We start from the raw sequence: 17,906 nt of genomic DNA on the forward strand, positions 1-17,906 counted from the left end.
AAAAAAAGAACCCCGCTTTGCGGGGTTCTTTTGTTTGAGAGGGTCACTTTCAGCACAAAAGAGAAGCCCGGCTGTATCTTTAACAGCTTCCGCTGTGCGAACAAACCAGACGCCTTAAGCGCTATACCTGAATGGCGGGAAGCGCCCCAAAGGGGACGTAAAGAAGAACTTGTCTAGCTGGTCTTTTCACGCCCCAAAGGGGCCTCTCATGCAAAGCATTGTCTAACCGCTGGAGTCGCCCTAAAGCTGTTTCTGATATGGTTAATGATTAGGGAACCATCAGGTCTGGCCCAACTTCTTAAGGAGTACCGGTATTGAGCAATGAATGGGATAAATTTGCTGAGGGTTGGGATGTTGATGCCTCAGTACAAGAATATGCCAATCAGGCGTTCAGAGAGCTTTCAGATGTCCTAAACATTGATGGTCTATCTGTCTTTGACTTTGGTTGTGGTACTGGCAGCCTCACCCAACTCCTTAGCCCAAGGGCAAAAGGCATAGTTGCCCTTGATGGATCATCAGAAATGATAAGGATCTTGGCTAAGAAAAAGCTAAGTAACGTTTCCACCATTTCAGGCTTTCTGACTCAAGATTTGATTGATAGTCATCCACATCTAACTAATAAGTTTGACTTGATTGTAGCGTCATCGGTTTGTGGCTTTTTACCAGATTACGAAATGACACTTGGGCTGTTAAGGTCACTTTTGAAAAGTGGTGGTTTATTTATACAGTGGGACTGGCTGTCGAACGATGAACCCTCGATAACGGGGTTATCTGAAAGCAGGGTGTTGCATGCTCTAAGAGCAAATAGATTTGTTGATATTCAGATAAAAAGACCATTCGAAATGAATAGCTCAAATGGCACTATGACGGTATTAATGGCCGTCGGTAAAAAATCTAACAAGCCGTCGCCCATCACCCGCTCTGTGAGTTGAACCTCCAAACCGATGCGCGAAGTTATGGCTAGTTACGGCAGCGCTTGAAGTCATAATATTTCGGGTCTACAGAGAGGGAATCTTCGTAATGTTCATTGAAACCATAGATAAATACGCTAGCGGAAGGGTGTGTCTATATTCATTTTGCTTTTCCATGAGTGTCTACTTATTGATTGTTCTTTACTCGATACCCTTGGTCTCTGGATATGCGCAAGAGATGATGCTTTTTGACATGTTACCGACGGGGTACACATACGATTACGCTGTTTCACTACTGTCGCAGCTCGGGACCGAAGGGAGAGGCTTGTATTTGTCACTTCAACTCCCTCTAGATTTGGTATATCCCTTATCTTTCGGTATCTCGCATGCGTGGATCATATGCTGGCTACTTGGCAAAGCCGGAACCACTTCCCGGTTAGCTTCCTATGCTTGTTTGCTCCCTGTCGCGGGATGCTTGCTCGACTACTCAGAGAACATCGCTATTTTCAGCATGCTGACTAGCTATCCAGGCATTACAGAGAGCGACGTCCAGCTATCTAGCACTTTCACGATCTTTAAGAGCTTTTTTGTAACTATCACTTACGTGGTGATTTGTGGGCTGCTTGTATTAACTACCGCTCGAAAGATGAGAGCAAAGAAAAATTAGTTGGCGTAGATGCTGGCTAGCGAGTCATTTAACTTCAGCACTCAGCTAAGGCCTCCAGAGGGCGACGCGGGTTTCCGGCCCGTCAATGACGCGTTATCGCTGAATCGCCAGCGGCCGCCAAGTGCTGGTGAGCGCCCAATGATGCCCTCGATCACGAGAGGGCAGAGGCCGCCCCAAAGCTGACGCCTGCTATAGACGAGGCTTGACCAAGCTTGCAGGATGGGTCACCTTGCTGGGACAGGATATTTAACTGTTATATTTACAAGGAGGTTTGGGGCATTGAACTGGGACGATGTCTTTAAATTCATTACAGCAGCAATCGCATCAGTTGGAGTGGCCGGAGCAGTCATATTTGCACTCTCCAGTTGGCTTGGCAAAGTCTGGGCATCAAGAATTCTTGACCGAGAGAAAAACTGTCTTAATAAAGAATTGGAAGCTACAAAGAGAGAACTTGATGTATATAAAGAAAAATTCTTGCGAAACCATAACGACAAAATAGTCGTATATCGCGCTGTCATCGATATAGTTTCAAAGCTTCTGGCATCTTTCGACTCTTTTCAATCTGGCCGACTTAAACAGTCGGATGCTGCAAAAGCCTTCGATCTATTCAACGAGCAGCGCATGCAAGCATACGGTTACCTTGCAATGCTAGCCCCTCAACAAGCGATGGATGCCCATGATCGTCTCATCGACCACCTGATAATGATATCTAATGGAAGTGCCCCCTATGAATGGGAAAAGGTACGAGACCTGGCAGTCACATTTATCAATGAGGTTCGCATTGATGTGGGAATCGACAAAGATCCAATTATCTATAATGGCGAATTATAAATATAACAATTCCGTCAACGTACGGCCCTGCTGTGCTGGACTCGGACCTTCGCTGCTACGCAGCCTCGACCCGTTTTTGAGGCGCTATAGTGCTTGGAGTTGTGAGGTTAAGGAACTAAGAAAATGAGGGAGCTTTTGGTAATTCTAACAGCAATAGTTTCGCTTTTTGGAAGCATCTTTATAGCCGGTCAAACATTAAGCTGGCTAGGGATTTCAGAAGCAGATACAGATAGCACAGCATTCAATGTGCAGTTTGCTTTCGTCCTAGTTTTTTCAATTATTGTATCTTATTTGGCAGCGAACGCAGTAGAGGGGAATTTTAGCGTTACCTTAAGTAAGGTTTTGAATTTTTTATTCCGTGTTTTTCTAGCATGCTTAGCATTAGGCGGCCTTTATTTATTGTGGCTAGCTGTTCCTGTATGGGCATTCTTCATAATAACTATACTTGCCTTAATATTATTTGTTTTAACGTTAATATGGTTGAATTTGTCCACAAAGAGATAAAACAACCACTTTTTACAAGGCATTCAATTACACTCAGCAAACTGGCTAGGACCTCCAGACGACTACTCAGCTTTTAAGCCAGTTAATGCGGCTTTGTCGCTATCTAGCTCTTCTATAATGATGGAATTAGTAGCTCCTTAGTAATCATCTAAATCAGAGAGTCGGCCCAATTTTTCTGCTCTATTAGCACTGAGAATATTCTGTATATTCTTAAGCTTTTCATCTATTGGCCACATCTTTTTATGGATTTGTTCAGAATGCGCTGCAATGTCATTCATATGTGCTGTATTGTTCAGTGTTTTATACATAATGTTTGTCATGTATCTCAATTGACTAAGGAGCTTTGATAAGAGCACCACCGTAACTAGCAGTAGCGCCACAACAACATACAGAAGTGCATCACTCATAGTTTGATTCCTTTATTCAATTCACGTTTATATAACCAACAAAAATAAGAACCTAAGGAACTAGCGTTGTAGCTCCCATAGAAACATCTCAATATCAACTTCTATTCTCTTTTCAAGAGATTCACCTTTAGTCAATTGTGATGGGTCTACTCCCTGTACAAAAATATCAAAAAAACTATCCTGCATATCCCATACAACATTTTCAAACGGGCCTGCATGGAAGGGAAAAGCCCTAACTTCCATCCCCACTTGAGGTATGAATGGGAGGTGAATTTGCTTTACCAAGTAGGTGTGGATGTCATTTCTACTTCCGTCTTTATAGTAAGGACGATTTATTCGACAGGGATATTTGGTCATTTCTTGCCATTCCGTATTGCACTGTAGTTCTAATAAATTGGAGGGCTTCCTCCACAGTCGCTGTCGCCAGCGATGTCCGGCTTGCAGATCATCGTTATCTCATGATCCCAATGTATCGGCAAACTGCTAACTCCGCTATGTTACAGGCATGTTCCAGTCCAACGGTCACAGACGGACCAACGACCGCTTGCCGGAAATGGGATTGACTCAGGATACCCCTGGGAGTTGGATCGTCAGCGGCAGCAAAGTGTTGCTAGCTGCCGCCTACCCCATCCCTTTCTAGTGTCCGGAATGGGGCCATAAGCAGACGATCACCCGTCCATCCCCCACACAAGAAAACAGTGCTTTGCGAAGAGCGCTTATTGCCTTTTGCCGCGAGAAAGCAGCAACAACTCAATCCAGCGGCTCCAGACTTTCAAAGGGGGGAATCCACTGCCGTGTATCGGTGCCGTAGAGCCGGCAAAGGTCGTCATGGAGCGCCGCATCTTCGCGGGCCAGGTCGTGGGGGACGCTGAAAAAGGCTTCAGCGGCGACACTGAAGAACTCCTCCGGGCCTTCCAGGCCCACCTCGGAGAAGACGCTGGGCTGGTCCGCCAGCAGGCGGGCGCGAAATGCATCGAACCCCGCCCGCAACGCCTCCGTACCGCCGCTCAGCCCCAGCAGTTGATCCATAACGTGGGCAAACTCGTGGACACCCAGGTTGGCGCCGTAGTAGATCGCCTCGCTCTCCTCCTGCAGCCGCTGCCAGGAGAGCACCACCTTGGAGACGCCGAACGCCTCGCCGTCCAGGTCCACGAGGTCCGGATAGACCAGCACCCAGCGCACGCTGCGAAAAAACGAGACCGGCTGGGCTCGGCCCACAAGCGCCGCGTGGGCGGCGATCAGTACCTGCATGGGCTCGTCCACCTCGAGCCCGTACTGGCCGTAAAAGGTCTTGTGCTTTAAAAATCCGGGGATAAAACGCAGCACATCGTCCTGCAGGGCGCCGGGCATCAGCTCGAAAAGGGCCATACGGCGCTCCAGCAGGGAACGCCAGCGGCTCAGTACGGCGGGGCTTACCGGGTCACTACCGAACATGGATCACGCTCAAACACAGATACTCAACACGCAGACATCGAGCCCTCGCCGAACCCTCATCGAGCCCGGTGGCGGAACACAAAAAAGGCGGCCTTGCGGGCCGCCTTTTTTTAACACTGCGCCGTTGCTCAGGCAAATGCCTTGCGCAGGACAATGGTTTCGTTGCGGTCGGGCCCAGTGGAGATAATGTCCACCGGCGCCTCCATCAACTCTTCCAGACGCTTGATGTAGTCACGGGCGGCCTGGGGCAGCTCATCCAGGGAGCGGGCCCCGACGGTGGACTCGCTCCAGCCGGGCATCTCTTCGTAAACCGGGCAAACGGCCTCGTAGCCTTCGCTGTCGCCGGGGCTGCTCACGCGGTTGCCGTCGGCGTCCTCGTAGGCCACGCAGATTTTCACCGTCTCCAGGCCGTCCAGTACGTCCAGCTTGGTCAGGCAGATGCCCGAGACCGAGTTGATCTGGATCGAGTGCTTCAGGGCCACCGCGTCAAACCAGCCGCAACGACGGGCGCGGCCGGTGGTGGCGCCGAACTCGTGGCCCTGCTTGGCCAGGTGGGCGCCGGTCTCGTCAAACAGCTCGGTGGGGAAAGGCCCGGAGCCGACGCGGGTGGTGTAGGCCTTGGTGATCCCCAGGATGTAGTCCAGGTAGAGCGGGCCAAAGCCGCTGCCGGTGGCGGTGCCGCCGGCCGTGGTGTTGGAGGAGGTCACGTAGGGGTAGGTGCCGTGGTCGATGTCCAGCAGCGAGCCCTGGGCCCCTTCGAACAGGATGTTGTCACCGTTGCGGCGGAAATCATGCAGCATGGCGGTGACGTCGGCGATCATCGGCTTGAGCTCTTCGGCCATCACCAGCGCCTGGTCCAGGGTTTTCTGGTAGTCGATCGCTTCTACCTTGTAATACTGGGTCAGGGCGAAGTTGTGGTACTCCACCACCTCCTTCAGCTTGCTGGCAAAGCGCTTGGGGTCCAGCAGGTCGCCCAGACGCAGGCCGCGGCGCGCCACCTTGTCTTCGTAGGCCGGTCCGATGCCGCGCCCGGTGGTGCCGATCTTCGCCTCGCCGCGGGCCAGTTCGCGGGCCTGGTCCAGCGCCACGTGATACGGCAGGATCAAGGGACAGGCGGGGCTCAGGCGCAGCCGCTCGCGGACGGGAACGCCCTTGGCTTCAAGCTCGCCGATCTCCTTGAGCAGCGCTTCGGGTGACAGCACCACGCCGTTTCCGATCAGACAGAGGACATTTTCGCGCAGGATGCCAGAGGGAATCAGGTGCAAAACGGTCTTTTCCCCGTCGATCACCAGCGTATGGCCGGCGTTATGCCCGCCCTGGAACCGCGCCACGGCGCTGACCTGCTCGGTGAGCAGGTCAACAATTTTGCCCTTGCCCTCGTCGCCCCACTGCGTACCCAAAACAACGACGTTCTTACCCATAAATCGCTAATCTCTAGTTTTGCAAAAAAATGGAAGGAAGCGGCTATCGATGCCTCAGAAGGGCACTACCCGCCAATGTCCGTCACGCTGCACCAGTCGACGGTCGCAGCCCAAATCTTCCGCATCCAGCGTCTCCTGCCCGGGCAGCGCATAGAGCACCCGCTCTCCGGCGCCACGCAGCCGTGCAACCTCGTCGCCCAGCCCGGGATCCTTGTCCAGGGGCGCGAGAATCGCCCTCGGTTGATTTTCGACCCGCGGCGCCTGCTCCACAATCACCTTAAGGTCGGCACTGAAACCGGTGGCGGGCCGGGCGCGACCAAACACCTTGCCGATCTCGTCATAGCGCCCGCCCTTGGCGAGCGGCTGACCGTAGCCCGGGGTGAAGGCAGCGAACACGACACCGGTGTGGTAGTTATAGCCGCGCAGTTCACTCAGGTCGAAATAGAGGGCAACCCCGGGGAAGCGGCGGGAAACGGTGTCGGCGATACGCTCAAGGTCAGCCAGGGCCTCGGCCACGGCGCCTTTGCCGGCGCCGAACAGCGCCTGGGCCCGCGCCAGCACCGCCTGGTCGCCGTTAAGGGCCGGCAGCGCCCGCAGCTTCTCTAGCAGCGGGGCGTCCAGGGAGAGCCGCTCGAGCAGCGCGTTGTATTCGGTAAGCGCCTTGCCCTGCAGCAGATTGAACAGTTCGCTCTGCTGATCCGGCTCCAGCCCCGCCTCGTCCACCAGGGCCCGGTAAAAGGCAACGTGGCCAAGGTCCAGGGTCAGGTTGTCGATGCCAGCGTGCCGCAGGGTCTCGAGCATCAGGCAGATCACCTCGATATCGCTCTCAACCCCGGCGTGGCCGTATAGTTCGGCGCCGATCTGCAGCGGCGTGCGGCTGGCCAGCATGTTGGCCGCACGGGTGTGCAACACCGAATTGGCGTAGCAGAGCCGGGTCGGCATCTGGTGATTCAGGCTGTGGGCATCAATACGGGCCACCTGGGGGGTGGTATCGGCGCGCAGCCCCATCAATCGACCGGTCAGCTGATCGGTGACTTTAAAGGTGTTCAGGTCCAGGTCGTTGCCAGTACCGGTGAGCAGGGATTCGAGGAATTCAACCAACGGCGGCATCACCAGGTCGTAGCCCCAGCTATGGAACAGGTCCAGCAACAGGCGCCGCTGACGCTCCACCCGCCAGGCCTCGGGAGGCAGGATCTCGTTCACGCCATCAGGCAGTAACCAGCGGTCGGCTATGGACATGGGATTGCAGACTCCTCAGATGAAACAGTGCGTTAGTGAATCCAGTAAAGGGCTGCCGTGCCCAACAACATACTGATCAGCCCGGTCGTGCGCAGGGTGCGGTCATCGATCATCGCCAGCCGGCTGACCAGAGTGCGCCAGCGCTGTGGATACAGAAACGGAATGATGCCCTCGAGGACCAGCATAAGGCAGACGGCAATGGCCAGTTCCCGCCAGAATTCCATCGATTTCCCCGCTATCGCCGCCGCCCGCGACGAAAAGCGGGCTTTCTGGCGAGCCAAAAAAAACCGGGAGGAATCCCGGTTGCTGGATCATACCACATTTTCACGCGCTGTCGCATCCCCCGGCACCGCTTGCGGTGCCGGGGGATGCTGGATCAGGGCGTTTGTTCTCCCGACCGGTTGAGGTACTTGAAGAACTCGCTGCTAGGCTCCAGCACCATCACGTCATTCTTGTCGCTGAAGGTGTTGCGGTAAGCCGCCAGGCTGCGGTAGAAGGAGTAGAACTCTGGGTCTTGCCGGTAGGCCTTGGCGTAGATATTCGCCGCCGTTGCATCCCCCTCACCGCGCAGGGTTTCGGCTTCGCGGAACGCCTCAGCCAGAATCACCGTCTTGCGCCGATCCGCGTCGGCCCGGATCCCCTCGGCCAGCTCCTTACCCTTGGAGCGCAGCTCCCGCGCCTCCCGCTCCCGCTCGGTGCGCATCCGCTCGAACACGGACTGGCTTACCTCGGTGGGCAGGTCGATGCGCTTGACCCGGATATCGATCACTTCGATGCCGAGCTCCTCGGTGCTGATTTCGTTCAGCTCGTTGCGCAGTTCAACCATCAGCTCTTCCCGCTCGCCCGAGACCACTTCGGTCAGGGTACGCTGACCAAACTGGTTACGCAGCCCCGTATCCACCCGCGAGGCCAGGATGTCCGCAGCGCGGAACTCATCACCGGAGGTGGAGCGGTAGTAGGTCTTGACGTTGGCGATCCGCCACTTCAGAAAAGAATCCACGATCAGACGCTTTTTCTCCAGGGTCAGGTAGTCCTGGGGACGCACGTCCAGGGTCTGCACCCGGCCGTCAAACTTACGCACTTCGTTGACGATGGGAAACTTGAAGTGCAGGCCCGGTTTCACGTCAGGGTTGACGATCTCGCCAAAGCGCAGCAGCACCGCCCGCTCGGTCTCCTTGACGATGTAGGCCGACTTGGAACCGATGGTCAGAACCAGCAGCAGGCCGGCTAGAAAGACAAAGGATCTGGTGCCCATGTTAACGGCCCTCCCTTCTGGTGCTTGCCTGGCGACGACGCAGGCGTTCAATCACTTCGTTGGCCACCTCGTCCACGCTGGTCTCGTCCAGACGCTGGGTACCGCTGGTGATGTTCTGGGTCGCCGTGGTGCGATCAACGATCTTGTCCAGCGGCAGGTACATGATGTTGTTGCCACCCTCAACATCCATCAGCACCTTGGTGGAGCTGGAGAGGACGGACTCCACCGCGTCCAGGTACATCCGCTCGCGGGTGACCCCGGGTGCCTGCCGGTACTCGGCCAGCAGGGCTTTGAAACGGCTGGTTTCACCCTCCGCCTTGGCGATCACCTCTTCGCGGTAGGCATTGGCCTCTTCCAGCAGGCGCTGAGCCTCACCGCGGGCCTCTGGAACGATGCCGTTGGCATAGGCCTCGGCCTGGTTTTTCACCCGTTGCTCGTCCTCGCGGGCCTTGATCACGTCGTCAAAGGCCGCTTGCACCTGGCTGGGCGCCTGGGTGGTTTCAATGTTGACCTTGGAGATACGCAGTCCCGTGCCATAGTCGGTCATGTAGTCCTGGATCCGCTCCTGCACTTCGGTGCCCAACAGCGCCCGCCCCTCGGTGAGGATGTAGTGCATCTCGGAGGTACCGACCACGTGGCGCAGGGCGCTTTCGGTGGCATGGGCCAGACTCACTTCCGGGTCGCGGACGTTCAGCACGAACGCCTTGGGCTCGGTGACCTGGTACTGCACCTTGAGGCCGACCTCGACGATGTTTTCATCCTCGGTGAGCATCAGCGCCCGGTGGTCCTTGGACCGAACCTGGGTCACGTTGACCGGATAACGGCTGTCGAGGAGCGGCGGATTCCAACGCAAGCCGGGCATCACGGTATCGTGGTACTTGCCCAGGCGCAGGACGACAACCCGCTCCTGCTCATTGACGGTATAGACACCCATGAAGCCCCACACCGCGACCAGGGCAACCAGCAGTAACAGGATCCCGCCGCGGCCCAGGTTAGGCCCGCCGCTGGAGCCACCGCCGCGACGCTTGCCGCCGCCGAAGATGCCGTTCATCTTCTCCTGCAGTTTCTTCAGCGCCTCGTCGAGGTCCGGCGGCCCTTGGTCACCGCCACCGCCCCCGCTGCGGCCACCGCCGCCCCAGGGATCTTGGTTCTTGCCGTTGCCACCCGGCTCATTCCAGGCCATAGCTGTCTCCGTTATCCAGTAATTCAGTGCCTGCGCATTGTAGGAAGCCCCCCCTTGCCTTGCAAGCAGGGTGCCGCCTAGTGCGCGGGGTCGAGAAAACGCTCCGGAGGGACCCCGGCGCGACTTAATAACTGCAGTAGATCTCGCTTCTGCACGCGTACTTCAAGGGCCAGCTCGCCACCCTCGCCCACCTGCTCGTCCAGCACCGCGCCCTGCGCGTAAAGCTGGGCCCGCAACGCCCCCTCGTGGGGCTGGAGGTGGAGCCAACGGTGGACAACCTCGGTGCCCATCAGTTCACTGACCGCCTCGAAGAGCAGCTCGACGCCCTCCCCACTCTGGGCCGAGAGCCAGACCCGCAACGGGCGCCCCTCGTCGTCCCGGTCGATGCGCGGCGTGGCGCCCTCGATCAGGTCGATTTTGTTGTAAACCTCGAGCATCGGCACATCATCCGCACCGATCTCCTTCAGAACATCCAGCACCTGCTCGATGTTGGAGGTTCTCTCTTCCGCTGCTGCGTCAACCACGTGGAGCAGCAGGGCCGCATCGCTTGTTTCCTGCAACGTCGCGCGAAACGCCTCCACCAGCTTGTGGGGCAGGTGGCGGATAAAGCCCACGGTATCTACCAGGATCGCCGGCCCCACATCGTCCACTTCGATGCGGCGCAGGGTCGGATCCAGGGTAGCGAACAACTGGTCGGCGGCGTAGACCCGAGCCTCGGTGAGACGGTTGAACAGGGTGGATTTGCCGGCGTTGGTGTACCCGACCAGCGAGAGGGTTGGAATTTCCGCCCGTTTACGGGAACGTCGCCCCTGCTCGCGCTGTTTGCGGACTTTTTCCAGGCGTCGAAGGATGGACTTGATGCGCGCGCGCAGCAGGCGGCGGTCGGTCTCCAGCTGGGTTTCACCCGGTCCCCGAAGACCAATCCCCCCTTTCTGTCGTTCCAGGTGGGTCCAGCCCCGCACCAGCCGCGTGGACATATGCTCCAGCTGGGCCAGCTCCACCTGCAGCTTACCTTCGTAGGTGCGGGCCCGCTGGGCAAAGATATCCAGGATCAACCCCGTGCGGTCGAGCACCCGGCACTTGAGGGCCTGCTCAAGGTTGCGCTCCTGAGCGGGCGAGAGGGCGTGATTGAAAAGCACCAGGGCAGCGTCCTGGTCGCGGACCGTTTCAGCGATCTCCTCGACCTTGCCGGGACCAACAAAATACTTGGGGCTGGGACGGTTCCGTGACCCCGAAATCAGGGCCACGGGGTCAGCGCCGGCAGACAATGCCAGTTCCTCGAACTCCCGGGGATCCTCTCGGTCCTCTTCCTCAGCCAGCTCCAGGTGAACCAGTACCGCCGTTTCGCCCGATTCAGGCCGTTCGAAAAACAAGCATCAACCTCGATCAGGCGCCTTCTTCAGGAGCGGCGACGGGGGTTTTAACCGGGCGCGAGGGGACGACCGTGGAGATCGCATGCTTGTACACCATCTGGCTGACGGTGTTTTTCAGCAGGATGACAAACTGATCGAAGGATTCGATCTGTCCCTGCAGTTTGATGCCGTTTACCAAAAAGATCGAAACGGGAACACGTTCCTTTCGCAGGACGTTCAGGTAAGGGTCTTGTAACGTTTGCCCTTTTGACATTTTGCACTCCTTAAAAAGCACTGACTGTCGTTCTTAATGAAAGTAATTAAGCGGTGAGCCACCTTAAGCTATGGATTTCAGCGCTTCTCGCGGGGCTGCGCCAGCGGCCCACCCTGAGTGGGGCCGACTTCCACTATCTTAGGTAGTCGTGCACCAAATTCAAGGCGTTGGCATACAATTGGGTATCGCAGGCATCGAGCCGGCGGAGCCCTTCCCAGCCGCGTAACCAAGTCAGTTGGCGCTTGGCCAGCTGGCGGGTTGCGATGATACCACGCTCAACCATCTGTTCGTAATCCCAATTGCCGCTCAAATACTCCCACATCTGGCGGTAACCGACACAACGGATAGAGGGCAGCCCGGGGTGCAGGTCCCCACGCCGATACAAGGCCCGGACCTCCTCTTCAAAGCCGGCCTCGAGCATGGCGTGAAAACGCCGCGCGATCCGCTCGTGCAGCAGCGCACGGTCCGGCACCTCGACGCCGATCTGCAGCGGTGTGTAAGGCAGGGCACTGGCCTGCTGTTCGGCCCAGAGCTCGCTCAGCGAGCGGCCGGTAAGCTCATATACCTCCAGCGCCCGCTGCAAACGCTGGGGGTCGTTGACATGGATGCGGGCGGCGGCCTCCGGGTCCACGGCCTGCAGACGCCGGTGCAACGCGTCCCAGCCCTGCTGCTCAGCCTCTTCGAGCAGCCGTGCACGCACCGCCTCGTCCGCCTTGGGCAAGGCCGACAATCCCTCCAGCAAGGCTTTGAAATAGAGCATGGTCCCGCCCACCAGCAGCGGAATCCGCCCCGCCCGGTGGCTCGCTTCGATCGCGGCGAGGGCGTCGCGCCGAAACGCCGCTGCGGAATAGCTCTCCGCTGGATCACAGATATCAATCAGTTGGTGGGGCGCCTCGGCCAGCACCGCCGGTTCCGGCTTGGCCGTGCCGATATCCATGCCCCGGTAGATCAACGCCGAGTCGACACTGATCAGATCGCACGGCAGCTCTCGGGCCAGATGCACCGCCAGATCGGTCTTACCGGTGGCGGTGGCCCCCATCACGAAGATCACCGGGGCCTGCTGCGCCATCACTGCCCCCTCAGGAAAAGCTTGTCCAGGGCGTCCAGGTCCAGCTGGGTCCAGGTAGGACGACCGTGGTTGCACTGCCCGCTGCGCTCGGTGCGCTCCATATCCCGCAACAGCGCGTTCATCTCCGGCACCGTCAGCTGCCGGTTGGCGCGCACCGAGCCGTGGCACGCCATGGTGGCGAGCAGCTCGTTCTGGCGCGCTTCGATCCGGTCGCTGCGCCCCTCGACCAGCAGGTCCGAGAGCACATCCCGCACCAGCTGCTCCACATCGCCGTCTTTGAGCAGGGCCGGCACCTGCCGCACCACCAGGGACTCGGTCCCCATGCGGGTGAACTCGAAGCCCAGCCGGCGGAACTGCTCGGCGTGGGTTTCGGCACAGTCCGCCTCGCGCTGGCTCACCGCCAGCGACAGCGGCACCAGCAGCGGCTGCGAGCGGACCCCCTGCTCGGCATAGGAGACCTTCAACCGTTCGTAGACGATTCGCTCGTGGGCCGCGTGCATATCGACCAGCACCAACCCCTTGGCGTTCTGGGCCAGCACGTAGATGCCGTGAAGCTGGGCCAGGGCGTAGCCCAAGGGCGGCGCCTGATCCTGCGCCTGGGCATCAATCTTCTCCCCGACAACGCCTTGAGCGCCGCCAATGCCCTGCGCCGAACCGAAAAACGGCGCCGCCGGCGGTGGCACCGGAGACGTCGGCTGGGTCCCGGTTGGTGCCGGGTGAAGCGCGGCATAGGCTTGCAGCTGTTCGGCCACCGCCCCCCGGGAGGCGGGCCGTTCCTGGCTGTACAGGGGGATGCCCTGCTGCCCCCGAAACTCACCGGCAGCGATGCCGCTGGCGGCCGGCGCGGGCGCAGGCTGCAACGCCTGGGCCTCGACCCGGTCGGCCGGGGTCACATCCGCCAGGCCCCGGTGCAGGGTGCGGAAGAGAAAGTCGTGGACCAGGCGGCCGTCGCGGAACCGAACCTCGTGCTTGGTGGGGTGGACGTTGACGTCCACGTCGGCGGGGTTAAGCTCCAGAAACAGCACAAAGGTGGGGTGACGACCGCCGTAGAGCACATCCCGGTAGGCCTGGCGCACGGCGTGGGCCACCAGTTTGTCGCGAATGGCCCGGCCGTTGACGAAAAAGTACTGCAGATCTGCCTGGCTGCGTGAATAGCTGGGCAAGCCGACCCAGCCCCAGAGCCGCAGGCCGGAGGCCTCCACATCCAGGGCGATGGCATTTTCCATGAAGGGGGTGCCGCAGACCGAGGCGACGCGCCGCTCCTGCTCCACCTGGCTGACCGCGGGGCGCAGTTGGTGAATGACACGGCCGTTATGCCGCAGCTGCAACCCCAGTTCGAAGCGGCTCAGGGCAATCCGCTTGACCACCTCTTCCAGGTGACCGAACTCAGTTTTCTCGGTGCGCAGGAACTTGCGCCGCGCCGGGGTATTGAAGAAGAGATCACGCACCTCGACGGTGGTGCCCTGAGGGTGCGCGGCGGGCTTCACCACGGCCTGCATTTCCCGCCCCTCGCTGCTCACCTCCCAGGCCGTATCGGCCCCGGCGGCCTGGGAGGTGAGCGTCAGCCGCGAGACCGAGCTGATACTGGCCAGCGCCTCGCCCCGAAACCCCAGGGTGCCCACCGCTTCCAGATCATCCAGCACCTTGATTTTACTGGTCGCATGTCGACTCAGCGCCAGTTCCAGGTCTTCCTTATCGATGCCGCCGCCGTTATCGCGCAGACGGATCAGCTTGGTGCCGCCTTTCTCGATGTCCAGGTCGACCCGGCTGGCGCCCGCGTCAAGGCTGTTTTCCAGCAGTTCCTTCACCACGGAGGCAGGGCGTTCAACCACCTCGCCGGCGGCGATCTGGTTGGCCAGACGCGGCGATAACAGCTCAATTCGATTCATGGGTATTCCGTAAAGATGGGGTCGGGGTCATTCAGGAAGCGGGGATGTGGATTACCTGGCCCACGCGAATGGTATCAGATTTGAGGTCGTTCTCCTCGCGCAGCCGCTTGAGCGAGATGCCGTTGCGACTGGCGATCATCGACAGGGTGTCGCCACGCACCACCCGGTATGGGACGCCCCGCTGCTTGGCCTTCCAGGCCAGCCAGGTCATGGCGGGGGGCTTGCGGGTGAAATGGTGCTTAATGCCGTTGAACAGCGCCCGGGCGAGGGCCTGCTGGTGGCTACGGCTTTTGAGCTTGCGCGCCTCGCCGGGATTGGAGATAAACCCGGTCTCCACCAAGATAGAGGGAATGTCCGGCGACTTGAGCACCATGAAGCCCGCCTGCTCGACCCGCTGCTTGTGCAGGCGCGCCACCTTGCCCATGTCCCTGAGCACGTAGCGTCCCACCTCCAGGCTGTCGCTGAGACTCGCGGTCATCGACATATCCAGCAACACCCCGGCCAGCACCTCGTCCTTGTCGTCCAGGCTCAGGGTACCTACGCCTCCGACCAGGTCGGTGTTGTTCTCACGTCCCGCCAGCCAACGACCCAGCTCACTGCTGGCCCCCCGCTCGGACAGGGCCCAGACCGACGCGCCACGGGCCCGGGGATCCTTGAAGGCATCTGCATGAATCGAAACAAAGAGGTCGGCCCCGGCCTTGCGAGCCAGGCGGGTGCGTTTGCGCAGGGGAATGTAGTAATCGCCGTCGCGGATCAGCACCGGCTTGAAGCCGGGTTCACGCTCCAGCAACGCCGCCAGCTCCCGGGCAATGGCCAGCACCACCTCTTTTTCATGGAGCTTGCCGGGACCGATCGCCCCCGGGTCTTCACCACCGTGGCCGGCATCGATGGCCACCACCACGTCGCGACGGGGGTCCGCCTTGTTCTCCCGTCCCGTATCGGCCAGGGTCCGGGCCCGCGGTTTTTCCGGCTTCAGCAGGTCCACCACCAGGCGGTGGCCGTACTTGTTGTTAGGGGCGAGGTCAAAACTGCGGGGCGGATTCTTGGCACTCAGGTCCAGCACGATCCGCACATCTTTCTGGTTGCGACGGCCGCTGCGAATGTCCTTTATCGGGGTGCCCTTGAGATCCAGCGACGCCAGCGAGGCCTTGAGCCGGCTGTCGGCGATGTCGATGACGATCCGATCCGGGTTGGAGAGCGTAAAAAGGCGGTGATTGGCCGGACCGGACAGGTCGAACACCAGTCGGGTATGGTCGGGGGCCGGCCAGATACGCAGCTTCTCGATATCAGCCGCCCACCCGTGCAGAGGAGACAGCAAAGCCAGCAGTACCCCCAGTGATCTCCAGACCTTTCCCATTTACGACTCGTTTTCGGCTGGTTGTTCGGTGTAGCGGTGCAGCGCTTCAAGCATCGCCATGCCCCGTGCCTGCATCGCGTGGCAATTGATCAGGCGCCCCTCGCCGGCCTTTTCGATAGTGATCTTAAGGTCCGGCGTCGGCAATATCGCCGCGCCCCGCTCGGGCCACTCCACCAGGCGCACTGCCGGTGCGGAAAAGTAGTCCCGAATCCCCAGGTACTCGAGCTCCTCGGGATCCCCCAGGCGGTAAAGATCAAAATGATAAACCAGGCCGGCGTCCAATTCATAGGGCTCGACCAGGGTATAGGTGGGGCTTTTGACGGCGCCGGCGTGGCCGAAAGAGCGCAGCACACCCCGACTGAGCGTGGTCTTGCCCATCCCCAGATTGCCGATCAGAAAAATGGTCGCCTCCCCTTCCGAGGCCCGGCCCAGGGCCTGACCAAAGGCGACCATGGCCGCCTCGCCCTCCACCAAAAAGCTTTGTTGTGTCACATCCATCGTTGCGTCACATCCTTCCCATTAATCACCCACTCGGGGGTTCAGCAAGCGGCGCGCCGGCACCAGCAGGTCACTGGCCAGCAGGCCGCGCTCACCTTCGACCGCGGCCTGCTCGTCACCCGCCAGAGCGTGGGCCGCCACTGCGCAGCTCGCCGCCGCCGACGGCTCCATCTTCTGGGCCAGCAGCCCGGCGATCAGCCCGCCCAGCACATCACCCATCCCGCCGCTGCCCATGCCCGGGTTACCGGCATGGCACAGGCGCAGCTGGCGACCATTCGCAATCAGGGTCCCGGCCCCTTTTAACACCGACACCCCACCGTATCTTTCCTGTAACTGGTTAACGGCGGCAAAGCGGTCGGCTTGAACAGCGGCAGTATCGCAATCGAGCAGACGCGCCGCCTCCCCCGGGTGCGGCGTCAACACCCAGTTGCTGCGCTGGCGCGACTGAACCAGCTCACCCTGGTTCAACAAGTTGAGGGCATCGGCATCCAGCACCAGCGGCAGCTCCGACGCCTGGACCGCATGCAGCAACTGGCCCGACCAGGCGCTCTGCCCCAGCCCCGGACCCAGCAGCACCACCGTGGCCCGCTCCAGCAGGGGCGCCAAGGCCTGCCCCGAGGCAACCCCGTGGGCCATCACCTCCGGGCAACGGGCGTTGATCGCCGCCAGGTGCTCGGGCCGGGTCGCCGCGGACACCAGCCCGGCGCCGCTGCGGGCGGCGGCCGTGGCCGCCAGGATCAGCGCGCCCGCCATGCCGTAATCGCCGCCGACGACCAGCACATGGCCGAAATCCCCCTTGTGCGCGCTGCGGCGCCGACGCTTCAGGGTTTGCTGCAGCAGCGCCGCGTCCGCCAGCCGCAGGGAGACCGGCAACTCGTCGTAAACGGTTGCGGGCACCTGCAGATCGTCAAACCGCAGCGCCCCCGCACAGTCCGGTCCCCGGTGGGTAAACAGCCCCCGCTTGAGGCCGATAAAGCTGATGGTGCAGTCCGCCCGCACCGCACACCCCAGCTCCCGCCCGGTATCGGCACAGAGGCCCGAGGGAATGTCCACGGCCAGCACCGGCGCGGAGGCAGCGTTGACCGCCTCGATCACGGGCACGTAGTCACCGCGGACCGGCCCGGTCAGGCCCGTGCCCAGCAAGGCATCAACGATCACATCCTCGGTCAGCCCAAGGCCGGGCCCGGCCGATTGGACCACTACACCCTTGGCCCGTGCCCAGTAGTAGGCCTCCAGCGCCTCGCCGCGCAGGCGCTCCAGCACCGCCTCGCCACCGGGCACATAGACGCTGACACTGAGCTGCTGCTCCTGGGCCAGTCCGGCGATGATGAAGCCGTCCCCGCCGTTGTTTCCCGGGCCGCACAGCACCGCTAAGGAGCGGGCCTCGGGCCAGCGCTGGCGCAACACCCGGTAAGCGCTGCGGCCGGCCCGCTGCATCAGCTCGAAACCGGCGATGCCCGAGGCAATCGCCAGCCTGTCCAGCTCCCGGGTCTGGGCGGCGGTGTAGAGGGGAGCTTGGTCGGGCAGTTGAAAATATGGCATCTGCAGGCCCCGATTGGTTATCATTTGGGCGTATTATACGGTGCCCTCACGGCCCCTTCCATGCAGTGCCCGG

18 protein-coding genes are annotated in these 17,906 nt (G+C 59.9%); 3 read left to right on the forward strand and 15 right to left on the reverse strand.

Going from position 1 to position 17,906, the window contains the following annotated elements:
• Window positions 1-314: 314 nt before the first annotated feature.
• From JGZ97_RS10195 to JGZ97_RS10205, 3 genes are all read left to right on the forward strand, one after another.
• Window positions 315-932 carry a class I SAM-dependent methyltransferase gene (locus tag JGZ97_RS10195; RefSeq protein WP_207062514.1) on the forward strand — a complete coding sequence of 206 codons (618 nt, stop codon included), beginning with the start codon at window positions 315-317 and terminating at the stop codon, window positions 930-932.
• Window positions 933-1,857: 925 nt separating this feature from the next.
• Window positions 1,858-2,409, forward strand: coding sequence for a hypothetical protein (locus JGZ97_RS10200; RefSeq protein ID WP_207062515.1), 552 nt, complete (start codon window positions 1,858-1,860; stop codon window positions 2,407-2,409).
• Window positions 2,410-2,532: 123 nt separating this feature from the next.
• Window positions 2,533-2,913 (forward strand): hypothetical protein, encoded by a 381-nt coding sequence (locus JGZ97_RS10205; RefSeq protein WP_207062516.1) that lies wholly within the window; start codon window positions 2,533-2,535, stop codon window positions 2,911-2,913.
• Window positions 2,914-3,050: 137 nt separating this feature from the next.
• Here the strand turns inward: JGZ97_RS10205 and JGZ97_RS10210 are convergent, their stop codons facing one another.
• The 15 genes from JGZ97_RS10210 to JGZ97_RS10280 all read right to left on the reverse strand — a co-directional run bounded on the left by JGZ97_RS10210 (window position 3,051) and on the right by JGZ97_RS10280 (window position 17,833).
• Window positions 3,051-3,320, reverse strand: a complete 270-nt coding sequence (locus tag JGZ97_RS10210) for a hypothetical protein (protein ID WP_207062517.1) — start codon at window positions 3,318-3,320, stop codon at window positions 3,051-3,053.
• A 60-nt stretch (window positions 3,321-3,380) separates the two neighbouring features.
• On the reverse strand, window positions 3,381-3,677 hold the full coding sequence (locus JGZ97_RS10215) for a hypothetical protein (RefSeq protein ID WP_207062518.1): 297 nt from the start codon (window positions 3,675-3,677) through the stop codon (window positions 3,381-3,383).
• 393 nt (window positions 3,678-4,070) lie between these two features.
• Window positions 4,071-4,754, reverse strand: a complete 684-nt coding sequence (locus JGZ97_RS10220; RefSeq protein ID WP_207062519.1) for a zinc-dependent peptidase — start codon at window positions 4,752-4,754, stop codon at window positions 4,071-4,073.
• 128 nt (window positions 4,755-4,882) lie between these two features.
• Window positions 4,883-6,175 (reverse strand): adenylosuccinate synthase, encoded by a 1,293-nt coding sequence (locus JGZ97_RS10225; protein ID WP_207062520.1) that lies wholly within the window; start codon window positions 6,173-6,175, stop codon window positions 4,883-4,885.
• A gap of 54 nt (window positions 6,176-6,229) precedes the next feature.
• A complete protein-coding gene (locus JGZ97_RS10230) occupies window positions 6,230-7,414 on the reverse strand; it encodes an ATP phosphoribosyltransferase regulatory subunit (protein WP_207062521.1) in 1,185 nt (394 codons plus the stop codon).
• Between the two features lie 32 nt (window positions 7,415-7,446).
• A complete protein-coding gene (locus JGZ97_RS10235) occupies window positions 7,447-7,638 on the reverse strand; it encodes a DUF2065 domain-containing protein (protein ID WP_207062522.1) in 192 nt (63 codons plus the stop codon).
• Between the two features lie 152 nt (window positions 7,639-7,790).
• A complete protein-coding gene (gene hflC, locus JGZ97_RS10240; protein WP_207062523.1) occupies window positions 7,791-8,669 on the reverse strand; it encodes a protease modulator HflC in 879 nt (292 codons plus the stop codon).
• A gap of 1 nt (window position 8,670) precedes the next feature.
• Entirely contained in the window at window positions 8,671-9,852 is a 1,182-nt protein-coding gene (gene hflK / locus JGZ97_RS10245; protein ID WP_207062524.1) for an FtsH protease activity modulator HflK, read from the reverse strand.
• 77 nt (window positions 9,853-9,929) lie between these two features.
• Window positions 9,930-11,225 (reverse strand): ribosome rescue GTPase HflX, encoded by a 1,296-nt coding sequence (gene hflX / locus JGZ97_RS10250; protein WP_207062525.1) that lies wholly within the window; start codon window positions 11,223-11,225, stop codon window positions 9,930-9,932.
• Window positions 11,226-11,238: 13 nt separating this feature from the next.
• On the reverse strand, window positions 11,239-11,478 hold the full coding sequence (hfq, locus tag JGZ97_RS10255) for an RNA chaperone Hfq (RefSeq protein ID WP_207062526.1): 240 nt from the start codon (window positions 11,476-11,478) through the stop codon (window positions 11,239-11,241).
• A gap of 133 nt (window positions 11,479-11,611) precedes the next feature.
• Complete coding sequence (gene miaA / locus JGZ97_RS10260) at window positions 11,612-12,547, reverse strand: tRNA (adenosine(37)-N6)-dimethylallyltransferase MiaA (RefSeq protein WP_207062527.1); 936 nt, start codon at window positions 12,545-12,547, stop codon at window positions 11,612-11,614.
• A complete protein-coding gene (gene mutL, locus JGZ97_RS10265; protein ID WP_207062528.1) occupies window positions 12,547-14,436 on the reverse strand; it encodes a DNA mismatch repair endonuclease MutL in 1,890 nt (629 codons plus the stop codon). Before mutL ends, miaA begins: the two co-directional genes overlap by 1 nt.
• Window positions 14,437-14,467: 31 nt before the next feature.
• Window positions 14,468-15,793, reverse strand: coding sequence for an N-acetylmuramoyl-L-alanine amidase (locus tag JGZ97_RS10270; RefSeq protein ID WP_207062529.1), 1,326 nt, complete (start codon window positions 15,791-15,793; stop codon window positions 14,468-14,470).
• Window positions 15,794-16,291 (reverse strand): tRNA (adenosine(37)-N6)-threonylcarbamoyltransferase complex ATPase subunit type 1 TsaE, encoded by a 498-nt coding sequence (gene tsaE, locus JGZ97_RS10275; RefSeq protein ID WP_207062530.1) that lies wholly within the window; start codon window positions 16,289-16,291, stop codon window positions 15,794-15,796.
• A gap of 21 nt (window positions 16,292-16,312) precedes the next feature.
• Complete coding sequence (locus tag JGZ97_RS10280; protein WP_207062531.1) at window positions 16,313-17,833, reverse strand: NAD(P)H-hydrate dehydratase; 1,521 nt, start codon at window positions 17,831-17,833, stop codon at window positions 16,313-16,315.
• Window positions 17,834-17,906: the final 73 nt, after the last annotated feature.

Origin of the sequence: Motiliproteus sp. SC1-56, assembly GCF_017309075.1 — a bacterium.
In the GTDB taxonomy this organism is placed as follows: domain Bacteria; phylum Pseudomonadota; class Gammaproteobacteria; order Pseudomonadales; family Balneatricaceae; genus Motiliproteus.

Coding starts and splice junctions, on each gene's coding strand:
- JGZ97_RS10225 (WP_207062520.1), bottom strand. CDS start 6,175: ATGGGTAAGAACGTCGTTGTTTTGGGTACGCAGTGGGGCGACGAGGGC.
- miaA (WP_207062527.1), bottom strand. CDS start 12,547: ATGGCGCAGCAGGCCCCGGTGATCTTCGTGATGGGGGCCACCGCCACC.
- hfq (WP_207062526.1), bottom strand. CDS start 11,478: ATGTCAAAAGGGCAAACGTTACAAGACCCTTACCTGAACGTCCTGCGA.
- JGZ97_RS10215 (WP_207062518.1), bottom strand. CDS start 3,677: ATGACCAAATATCCCTGTCGAATAAATCGTCCTTACTATAAAGACGGA.
- JGZ97_RS10220 (WP_207062519.1), bottom strand. CDS start 4,754: ATGTTCGGTAGTGACCCGGTAAGCCCCGCCGTACTGAGCCGCTGGCGT.
- JGZ97_RS10270 (WP_207062529.1), bottom strand. CDS start 15,793: ATGGGAAAGGTCTGGAGATCACTGGGGGTACTGCTGGCTTTGCTGTCT.
- JGZ97_RS10235 (WP_207062522.1), bottom strand. CDS start 7,638: ATGGAATTCTGGCGGGAACTGGCCATTGCCGTCTGCCTTATGCTGGTC.
- tsaE (WP_207062530.1), bottom strand. CDS start 16,291: ATGGATGTGACACAACAAAGCTTTTTGGTGGAGGGCGAGGCGGCCATG.
- JGZ97_RS10210 (WP_207062517.1), bottom strand. CDS start 3,320: ATGAGTGATGCACTTCTGTATGTTGTTGTGGCGCTACTGCTAGTTACG.
- hflK (WP_207062524.1), bottom strand. CDS start 9,852: ATGGCCTGGAATGAGCCGGGTGGCAACGGCAAGAACCAAGATCCCTGG.
- JGZ97_RS10205 (WP_207062516.1), top strand. CDS start 2,533: ATGAGGGAGCTTTTGGTAATTCTAACAGCAATAGTTTCGCTTTTTGGA.
- JGZ97_RS10280 (WP_207062531.1), bottom strand. CDS start 17,833: ATGCCATATTTTCAACTGCCCGACCAAGCTCCCCTCTACACCGCCGCC.
- hflC (WP_207062523.1), bottom strand. CDS start 8,669: ATGGGCACCAGATCCTTTGTCTTTCTAGCCGGCCTGCTGCTGGTTCTG.
- mutL (WP_207062528.1), bottom strand. CDS start 14,436: ATGAATCGAATTGAGCTGTTATCGCCGCGTCTGGCCAACCAGATCGCC.
- JGZ97_RS10230 (WP_207062521.1), bottom strand. CDS start 7,414: ATGTCCATAGCCGACCGCTGGTTACTGCCTGATGGCGTGAACGAGATC.